The 9178-nt window shown below is 46.2% G+C and carries 5 protein-coding genes; 4 read left to right on the top strand and 1 reads right to left on the bottom strand.

Going from position 1 to position 9178, the window contains the following annotated elements:
- The first annotated feature begins 270 nt into the window (after positions 1-270).
- Positions 271-2064: an asparagine synthetase B family protein gene (locus U2F10_RS35940; RefSeq protein WP_499874869.1), complete on the top strand. Its 1794-nt coding sequence runs from the start codon at positions 271-273 to the stop codon at positions 2062-2064.
- 82 nt (positions 2065-2146) lie between these two features.
- Here the strand turns inward: U2F10_RS35940 and U2F10_RS35935 are convergent, their stop codons facing one another.
- On the bottom strand, positions 2147-4306 hold the full coding sequence (locus U2F10_RS35935) for a protein kinase domain-containing protein (RefSeq protein ID WP_499874868.1): 2160 nt from the start codon (positions 4304-4306) through the stop codon (positions 2147-2149).
- 154 nt (positions 4307-4460) lie between these two features.
- On the opposite strand from U2F10_RS35935, the gene U2F10_RS35930 reads away from it, so the two are divergent.
- The 3 genes from U2F10_RS35930 to U2F10_RS35920 all read left to right on the top strand — a co-directional run bounded on the left by U2F10_RS35930 (position 4461) and on the right by U2F10_RS35920 (position 8364).
- Positions 4461-5912 carry an alpha-amylase family protein gene (locus U2F10_RS35930; protein ID WP_499874867.1) on the top strand — a complete coding sequence of 484 codons (1452 nt, stop codon included), beginning with the start codon at positions 4461-4463 and terminating at the stop codon, positions 5910-5912.
- 26 nt (positions 5913-5938) lie between these two features.
- Positions 5939-6313, top strand: coding sequence for a RidA family protein (locus tag U2F10_RS35925; protein WP_163664885.1), 375 nt, complete (start codon positions 5939-5941; stop codon positions 6311-6313).
- 293 nt (positions 6314-6606) lie between these two features.
- Positions 6607-8364 carry a ShlB/FhaC/HecB family hemolysin secretion/activation protein gene (locus U2F10_RS35920; protein ID WP_499874866.1) on the top strand — a complete coding sequence of 586 codons (1758 nt, stop codon included), beginning with the start codon at positions 6607-6609 and terminating at the stop codon, positions 8362-8364.
- Positions 8365-9178: the final 814 nt, after the last annotated feature.

Below are 9178 nucleotides of genomic sequence, written 5' to 3'. Positions count from 1 at the left end.
GATTTAACGGATACCACTTAAGCAGAATATCTTCCTCAGGAAAGGAGTCTGAGTTCAAGCTTGTTTCACCAACTTAGGCTAATCAAGGTTTCTGGGCCTAAGTTGGTGGCCGTTTAGAGCTAATTTTGCTCGCATAAGCTAAGTTTTTCTCTTTTTTAGCTAGTTCATCAAACAAACAGTAAATGATGTTAATTCCATAGCATTCAATATCCTCTTAAAGACTCTATCTATTGATTTTTTAAACCCAACTTATTAATTCAGACACCAGCAATGAATATTTTCTTAATCGGATTAAACTGTCAAGATTACCAAATACCAAAAATACTGTCAGAGCTACTACAGCTAAAAGAATTCTTCCCTGAACTTGATCCGAATACCCTTTGGTCATTTAAGCAGAATAACTATCTTTTTACAGCCAATATTCATACATCTAGACATCTGATTGAACCAAAAGTTTATGTCAAGGAGACTGAGCAGGAAATTCTTTTATTTGACGGATGTATGATCAATCCAAGGGGTGATTTTAATGTCTACAACCTTGAGGAACTTAACCAACACTGGCATAGCTTGAAAGATATTTTGGAAGGACAGTTTGTCATTGCCCGTATTCACAAAAACCTAGAAAGTTCATTAGAGATTATCAATGATCCCTTAGGGATGTATCAGGTCTATTACTTGAAACAGGGAAATCAGTGGTTTATTAGTAATAGTGTTTACTTGCTAAAACGTATCGGTCAAGTCAGTAAATTTGATTCACTAGGGATCAGCCTTTATTTAACCTGGGGCTGGGCGTCTAGTGACCGCACGTTGAGAGAAGGCATTCAAGTATTGCCTCCTGGTCAACATTGGCAATGGCAAAAAGGTCACATAGAACCCCAAAAACACAAATATTTTCAGCGTGCTCGGCTTTCCCAACTACCTCAAACACACCTAACATCACAGCAACAAATACAAAGCCTTACCCACGATCTAGAGCAAATGATGAAAGCGCTAACGTATTCTTTTGGCGCTTCTGTATACTGCCCTTTAACCGCAGGTCGTGATTCTCGACTCCTGGCTTCTTTGCTTATTAAAAATAATATAGATGCAGAATTCTTTTCTCTAGTTACGTCAGAGGCAATTGATGTAGAAATCGCCAGCAAAATTGCTAAACAGTTCAAATTAAAATGGACTGTAATACAGGAAAAAAAGGAGAAAAATCTTCAAAGTTGGCTCGAAAGTGCTCAAAGGTGGATTACCAAGAGAGATGGCTTAATTTCCATCAGACAATTTCGCCCCAATGACCAGGCAGTGGACAATCAGCTAGGAGTTGTCTTAAATGGTGGCGGTGGCGAGATTGCTAGAGCGTATTACAGTAATGCAAAATTTTTCCTTCATCAAAAGAATTTTGACTATGTTTACAGGTATCTAAACGATGCCAAGCTTACTTGGCGGCGACACGATTTGCTACAGGATGAAATAGTACAAACTGCTGCTAAATATTTAAAGTGTTTTATCGAAACATCACTAGAAGAAGGCTTTAAATTAGTCGATATCCCCTGCGTTTTGTATACATATGAACGCGTTAGACGCTGGGCCGGCAGTAATTGCTCGTTGCACCCAGGTCATATCTCCTTTGCTCCCCTCTGTACTCGGCCTTTTATAAAAGCCGCTTACTCAATTCCGGCAAAACAGCGATATACAGAACCCCTACATTATCGAATCCTGAGTCTCTCACCCGAATTATGTAACATCCCTTTTGAGACTACATGGAAGATTCAACAATCAACTGTAAATTGTTGGTATGAAATCATTAGAAATTCTCTAGACTACAGATTAGTGAGAAAGATACGCCCCCGAAATAAAACAATACACAGGGCAGATTCAGAAACAGCTCAACTGATAGAAAACAAAAGGATTTACTTAAGAGACTATTGTCTAGACCACATTAATTCTCCCATTTGGGATTTTGTCAAACGTTCCGCTTTTGAGAAAATTATACCTAAACAGATAACTACACCAACACAGCGTCAGTTTACCGGCATGCTTTGGGACATCGCAACGCTGTTTCTACTATCAGAATAAATGTGCAAAATCATGGGCACTTCGACGTTGCATATGGCCCGAATCGCGCACCCCAGAGGTTTAGCCCCAAAGAAGCGGGGGCCTATTTATTCCTGAGCCAAACTTTGATAGCGGGGGTTGTTCGACTAGCTGTAATAATTTGGTCGGACGACAACACCACCAAATGATCGATCAGCATGTTAAATCCAGTTAAGACTTGTTCTGCTGCACCAGTCTCTACATTCCAGATGCGTACGGTTTTGTCTGCGCTCCCCGTACTTAGAGTTCGACCATCTCGGCTAAAGACCATATCGTTAATAAAGCTGGTGTGGCCTGACAAAATGTGCAAGGGTTCACCAGTTTTGATCTGCCATTGCCGGATGGTGCCATCGGCACTGGCACTAAATAAAAATCGACCATCGGGACTAATGGCCAGGGCGTTAATAAAACTCTCATGCCCTTCCAGGGTGCGCTCCAGTTCACTGGTAGAAATGCGCCAAAGCTTAATGGTGCGATCGCTACCACCGCTAATGATGTATTGACCGTCCGATGTCACCACAAGACTATTGATGGTGCCCTGCTCAGTGGTTAGCGATTGCACCAAGTTTCCCGTGCTGGCCTGCCAAAGGTGAATCATGCCATCGGCCCCACCGCTGATCAGCAGCTGACCATCGGGCGTACGGGCAATGATATTGATGGGACCACTGTGGGCGTCAGATTCTTGCCAAAGGGGGTTGCCACTGGCAATGGTCCATACCTGGAGTGCGCCATCGGCATTACCGCTATAAAGCTGAGTTTCATCGGGGCTGAGCAGTACCGTATTGACGAAGCCCGTTTGATCGCCGAAAGTTTGCAGCACTTGTCCAGAGGTTAAATCCCACAGACGGATAGTCTTATCGGCACTGGCACTGACCATCCGTAGACCATCGGCAAACATGAGCAAGTCGTTGATGGTACCGGTGTGGGCGGATAGGGTGCGCTGGAGTTGTACCTGAAGCTGTGTAGGGTCTGGTAGCTGGACTGGGATGGGTTCAGGCTTTAGGTAATGGCGGAGTGCGATCGCACTGCCACCGACTGCCAGTAACCCCATTAAAGCGACAATGATCCAAGGCCATCGCCGTTTTTGCTCCACTGGCAGCATCGTCTGCGGCAGTGTTTGCCACGATGGCGTGGTAATGCCCATTTGCAAGGCTGTCGCCTCTTTAGGGGGATGTGCACCGTTAGGCAGCGTGGTGGCGGGTAGCACGGGTGAGCCTGAGTTTGGTGGAGCAGCCCCCCAAGCAGTCAACGGCTCTAGCCGCCTCAGAATATCTTGGGCCGTGGTCGGGCGATCCACCACCCGTGGAGCAATCATGCTATCGAGTAAATCCGCTAACCCAGCTGAGATTTGGGATGCATAGGAGCGCCACTCAAACCGATTGTGTAAGGGATCGTAAAGGGCCGAATCTGTCGGTACTTTGGCGGTTAATAAATAAATCAGGGTGCGACCCAAAGCATAAAAGTCAGACTGGGGTACCGCCTGACCCTGTTCCTGTTCGGGCGGCGTATACCCAGCCGAGCTAATGGCTGTGACGAGGCCACCTTTGCTCACCTGATTTAAGTAAGTTTGGGTCATTTCCCGAGCGGCCCCAAAATCCACCAAGGCCAGCTGACCGCTTGTACGAATCATGACATTGTCAGGCTTGATGTCTCGGTGGAAGTAATTTTTCTGGTGAATCTGCTCCAGAATTTCCACTAGCTGGGTCAGCCACTGTAGCGCCTGCTGTTCACGGATGGGATGATTCCCCTGCTGTATCATCCACTGGGTCAGGTTGATACCGTCAATCTTTTCCATGACGATACAGTGCAGCGGTTCAGTCATGGTGGTGGGTGTCAGTGTGAAGTAGCCATCCTCAGTCATAAAAGGCACACCCGGATGTTTCAGCTGGATCAGTGTAGCGGCCTCCTGCTGAAACATGGACACAATTTTCGAGGTTTGGTTATGCTCAAGCCGCAGTATTTTTAGGATTTTAGGCAGGTCCCGCTCGTAGGCTTCGTAGACCATGCCAAAGCCGGTTTGGCTGCTCAGCAAGCGCATGACACGATAGCGCCCTTGTAAAAGGAGGGTTGTCCCACAAGCTTGACAGCTATTTACCTCACTATTGCCTGGGTGATCAGGCCGGGGACAATCGGGATTAATGCATAAACTCATCAGCCACCCTGAAAAACGACCTTGGTTATCCAGCCATTCCAGAACCACAAGGACGTAAATAAACTTGCCCATCCTCAGAAAGGATGCGCGGTCCTAGATAATGTACCATCCGCTACTCGGGAACCTGGTAGAAACCCTTGAATTTGAAGAGTTTATTCACCATGTCAAACGTAAAAGTAGCGGTGCTATAGCATTGTTCTGATTATCGTTGCTAACTCATGTCGCCATGTTTCGAAAATTGGCTACCTTTTGTCTGACTGCCGTCACGGTGGCAGTAACCGTCTTGTTATCGGCCAACCAGCCAGCCCAGGCTAATGTCATCCTGCATGCGTTTGATTGGAGCTATGCTACTGTGACGGAACGAGCCCCAGCGATCGCAGCTGCAGGCTATGGGGCTGTATTGGTCACGCCCCCTCTCAAATCACCGATCACACAGGAATGTCGATGGTATCAGCGCTATCAACCCCAAGATTTTAGGGTGATCAGTAACTGTGATGGGGATAAAGAGAGTTTTGTTGCCATGATTAATGCCTTATCGAAAGTGGGGGTGCTCACCTACGCCGATGTGGTGGTGAATCATATGGCGAATGAGCGCAATGGGTCGACCACCTTTCCTGGGATGGATGTATTAGATGAGTACGCTGAAGATCCTGACTATTGGGAAAGACAGCGACTATACGGCGACTTAGACGGTGGTTTGTTTAACTCCCAAGATTTTCATGCGCCCAAATGCATTCGCAACTATGGCAACCGCGATGAGGTCGTTAAGGGACGTATTTGTGGTGCAGGAGATGATCCCGGTTTACCCGATTTAAGAGATACCGTATCGGGAGATAACTGGGTGTTGGAGCAACGGAAACACTATGTTCAAACACTTTATGATCTGGGTGTACGTGGGTTTCGGGTAGATGCTGCCAAACATATGCCCAACGCAGCGATTCGATATTTTATCCCCGATGAGATTGCCAATAATACTCAAATTTTTGCAGAGATCATTACCACAGGGGGGGTGGGAGACCATGAATATAATTTGTTTCTGGAGCCCTATTTGAGAGAATTACCGGCTAGCTTTGCAGCCTATGATTTTCCGTTGTTGAATGCGATCAAACAAGCCTTTAGCGTTAGCAGGCCCCTATCGGAGATTGCACAGCCCTATGATACCGGTAATGCTCTAGAAAATAGCCGAGCTGTGACTGTGGTGACCACCCACGATATTCCCTATAACGATCCGTTTCGTTATTTGATATTAGACCCTGTAGATGAAGATCTGGCCTACGCCTACATTATGGGACGGGATGGTGGAACGCCCATGGTGTTTGATGATGGGACGACGGCTGCTCCCCCATTTGGGCAGACGGATGGGGGGCGTTGGCAAGGGGTTTGGAATCGCGATCGCATGGTCCGCATGATCACGTTCCACAATCGTATGCAAGGCATCAGCATGGAGGTACTACACGCCGATGACTGCACCCTCCTATGGCGACGCGAGGAAGAAGGTATTGTTGCTATCAACAAATGTGAAGAGCCTCGAAAGATTACCGTAGATACGCAGTTTAAGTTTAAGTGGTTTCATCCTTATCAAGATAGTCTGACAGAGGACCCGCCGATTGAAATTACGGAGTCTTCATTTACATTTGAAGTACCTGCACGCAGGGCTCGTATGTGGTTTGCGATTTGATTAAAACTGATTTTGGGATAAGTTAGATGGCAATTGAACGGAAAAACTATGACCATTTAGGTCCGGTTGTAGGACCTTATTCCCATGCAGTAAAGCATAATGGGACGCTTTATGTGTCTGGGATAACGGCATTTGGCTCACCCGCTCAGGGACAGTCCATTGAGCAGCAGGCGGAGTTTATTTTCTCTCAGTTGGGAAAGTTGGCCGAGGTTGAGAATACGAGTTTGGCATCGTTGTTGAAGGTGACAATTTTTGTGACTGAGCTAGAAGGGATTGATGGATTACGACAGGTGTTGTTTCGTCATTATGGCGAGCATTTACCTGCTAGTTCTTTGGTACAGGTGAAGAGTTTGTTTTCACCGGAGGTATCGATCGAAATTGAGGCAGTGTTTGCTATCTAGATCGCTCACCAACGTGCTACAGATTCTCCGTTAGTTTTTAGCACCCAAAGCGATTTTCCTAGAAAACTCTAACATTCTGACAGCAAATCCCCAGTTCCAAAACTATCGATTTTGCCCAATTGTGACGTGCGAAGTCGGTCGCATCGTTTGCTCCAGCTTAGTAGTACTGCGCAATAACCAGCGATGCCAAGTGCTGGGACGGATATAAAGCTTTATCAACCAATGCTGGCTTACTCTAGTGTATAGGCCTAAAACTATGTATTCTTTGAATACAAGAAATCTGTGTGCCCCCTATGACCTCTGCCTCTCCAGTGCACTGGCTGCAGCATGCATTAGCACGTTTTATTTTGCCAATAACGACGTGTTTAGCATTAGTGGGTTGTACTACAGCGGCGATGGCACAGTCGCTTCCTCCTTCTGGCGATTTGCCCTCTCCAGTTGAGCCAACGGTACCGCCGCCTGAGCCATTAGAGCCCGAACCGCTGCCCTCCGAAGTGCCGTTAGATTTAGCTCCGACGGAACCGTTTGATAGTACAGATTTAACGGTGTGTCCGCCTCTGACTCCGACGGAAGAACCTGCATTTTTGGTGAGCGATATCGAAGTGTTGGGTAGTACGATACTGTCTGACCAGATTGCCGCTCAGGTAAATTGTTATATCAATCAACAGCTGACCCTGACAGATTTATTGACGTTGCGATCGCGCATTACTCAAGTTTATGTACAGGCTGGCTACATCACCTCAGGAGCATTTTTGCCTAATAATCAAGACCTCAGCGATGGCAGCGTCACAATTCAAATGATTGAGGGGAAAATTGAAGATATTCAGGTCAATGGATTAACTCGATTGCGAGAAGGATATGTTCGTAGCCGGATCGCCCGTGCTACTGAAACCCCGATTAACCAATCCGAGTTAGAATCCGGTCTTCAGCTTCTACAGCTAGACCCTCTCCTTGATCAGGTCAATGCCGAGCTTACCTCAGGCAGTTCACCCGGCCTCAGTCTGTTGATTTTAGATATACAAGAAGCTGACCCCTTTGCAATTTCCTTTACCGCCGACAACTATCGTGCCCCCAGCATCGGTTCAGAGCAGGGCACAATCGCTGCCAACTACACCAACATTCTTGGCCTTGGCGACCGACTTTCAGGCTCCTTTAGCCTGAGTGAAGGATTAGACCTGTACGATGTGAGCTATGAGGTACCGATTAATGCCAGTAACGGTACCGTCAGAGCTCGATTTAACAATAGTGACAGCCGCATTGTTGAAGATCCCTTCGATGATATCGACATTCGCAGCGATGCAAGAACGGTATTGTTAGGCGTACGTCAGCCCCTATGGCAAAGCCCAGAAGAAGAGTTTGCCCTGGGGTTAGATTTTGACTGGCGGCGGAGTCGAAGCTTTATTTTAGACGACGTACCCTTTTCATTTTCAATTGGGCCAGAAGACGGCAAGTCACAGGTGAGCGTACTACGGTTTTATCAAGATTGGGTAAAACGCGACAATAAACGAGTATTTGCCGCCAGGTCACAGTTTAGTCTGGGTCTAGATTTATTTGATGCCACGGTGAACGATAGCGGCACTGATGGTCGCTTTTTTGCATGGCAGGGGCAGTTTCAGTGGGTAGAGCAGCTATCGCCTCGGTTGCTGATGTTAGCTAGGGTAAACGGTCAGCTCACACCAGATTCGTTGTTACCCATCGAACGCTTTAGCTTAGGCGGCATCAACACAGTGCGTGGCTATGTTCAGAACCAACTGGTAGCTGACAATGCCTTAACCGGTTCCCTGGAGTTACGGGTACCCATTTCAGGCAATCCTAACTATTTGCAGTTAACTCCCTTTATCGAGGGTGGCGGCGGCTGGAATAATCGCATCGCTGATCCTGACCCATCATTTTTATTGGCAACCGGGTTAGGACTCCGCTGGCAGATATCTCCTGAGTGGTTTATGCGGTTAGATTATGGCATCCCGCTGGTAAATGAAGATGACTCTAATGACTCATTACAAGAAAGCGGGGTTTATCTTCTTCTAAATTTTCAGCCTGAGTATTTTTAGGGCAGCTTTTGCTTTGATTGATGCTGTTGATGATTTATCATTCCGCACAGGATTGAACTCCCAACATTGGGAACATAGATAATCCTGTAGAGGAGGTTTTGTACCTGCCTTGGGATACCAAATGCTATTAGCTAGGATTTTGTATTACATCATTAAGATTTTTGTTTATAGCAGATAGAACCTGCATAAGGTCTGAAGAATCAACATATTAATAGGGCCTCAAACAACCAATAAACAATTCAAAGCAAGAATAAAGTCCTTGCTTTAAAGAAGTCTCCATTAACCTTTAACAGCTTTACCATAAATTCATAGCAATTCTTTTTGATTCTGCAAAAATATGGCAGGAGGTATATAAGAATTGAGGATATAAAAATTTATGCTGTTGCTGATTTAGGGGATGAATCGATCTGACAGGATTGACCTGAGCCAGTATTTCTCAGATTAAATCCTCTTGAGGATCAGCAACGCCGAATTTATAACATAGCAATTTTCTCCGCAGGGGCGCATCTCAGTGTGCCCTTCAGGATACCGGCAAATGATCAAAATTCTGCATTAGATGCATTGGTGTATGTCTGTCGAGATGCCAGCAAATGAAAGGTTTCCTGATAGGGGTGCATGTCGATGCGTTCCTACTAATTTTTATCGTAATCCCAGACAAACCGACAGCAAGCAACGATATTTCAGAATGGAATTCTGATGGATGGCGTCTGGTGTCACGGGGCAGGCACAAGGCACAGCCCCTACGAGGTTATCCACTTTAGATGGGGTTACTGAATTTAAATTTGGTGTGTTTGAAGAGATTATGGCTATTCCT

The sequence above is a fragment of the Leptothoe sp. EHU-05/26/07-4 genome, assembly GCF_043421015.1.
Lineage (GTDB): Bacteria > Cyanobacteriota > Cyanobacteriia > Phormidesmidales > Phormidesmidaceae > Leptothoe > Leptothoe turfae.
Note: the sequence above shows the minus strand (reverse complement) of the source record. Positions and strands in the feature narration are given on the sequence as shown.

Coding starts and splice junctions, on each gene's coding strand:
- U2F10_RS35940 (WP_499874869.1), top strand. CDS start 271: ATGAATATTTTCTTAATCGGATTAAACTGTCAAGATTACCAAATACCA.
- U2F10_RS35935 (WP_499874868.1), bottom strand. CDS start 4,306: ATGGGCAAGTTTATTTACGTCCTTGTGGTTCTGGAATGGCTGGATAAC.
- U2F10_RS35930 (WP_499874867.1), top strand. CDS start 4,461: ATGTTTCGAAAATTGGCTACCTTTTGTCTGACTGCCGTCACGGTGGCA.
- U2F10_RS35925 (WP_163664885.1), top strand. CDS start 5,939: ATGGCAATTGAACGGAAAAACTATGACCATTTAGGTCCGGTTGTAGGA.
- U2F10_RS35920 (WP_499874866.1), top strand. CDS start 6,607: ATGACCTCTGCCTCTCCAGTGCACTGGCTGCAGCATGCATTAGCACGT.